Annotated in this window: 1 protein-coding gene; it reads right to left on the reverse strand. The window is 40.3% G+C overall.

Annotated elements, in window-relative coordinates; genetic code table 11:
* Positions 1–411 (reverse strand): hypothetical protein (locus ABES02_RS29985; RefSeq protein ID WP_430141751.1); only part of this gene is annotated, 411 nt, incomplete at its 3' end.
* Positions 412–620 lie beyond the last annotated feature (209 nt).

The following is a 620-nucleotide window of genomic DNA, read 5'->3' on the forward strand; positions in this document are numbered from 1 at the left end:
TTTTCTTTGTCCATAGTTAGAGATGTGAATGTGAGCCAATGCCTTTGGTTCCTTCTTCTGAAGCCTATTAATATTTAAATTTGTATAATCTGTTTGAAAGTCAACATCTTGAATGCAGACCGGCGAACGCTCTTTTTCCTCAGAAGCGTACGATAAAGAAAAAGGTACGTTTGCTTTTTGTGAGTAGAGCCTTAATAAGACTTGCCGTTCTATTCTGGTTGCTCTTTTGGTGATAAGAGACAGCCTTTCCGCGTCCCCATTTATTTTAATTTGCACATTATGGCGACTTAGCTCAACTGCCTGCAACCCCATATTGATTGGTTTGCTTTCAATGCTTAAAACTTCAGCGTTATGATTTATAAAATTCCGTACGGTATCATGTATCAATTCAATAGCACAATTATTTTTCAATGCCTTATTCCCACCTCCCGATTTCCCACATTATACCATGAAGGTTAGAATGCAATGTTGGTTAAGAAAATCAATTAAATAAAACTGCCCTTTCCTTCCCCTCCTCTCCCCTCTTCTCTTTCCTTTCCTTCCTCTCCCCCCTCTCTTCTCCTTCCTCCTCTCTCCTTCCTTTTTCCCTCCTTTCTCTTCTCCCCCTCTTCCTCTTCCTC

Source organism: Neobacillus pocheonensis (assembly GCF_050477905.1).
GTDB classification, from domain to species: Bacteria; Bacillota; Bacilli; order Bacillales; family Cytobacillaceae; genus Neobacillus; species Neobacillus pocheonensis_A.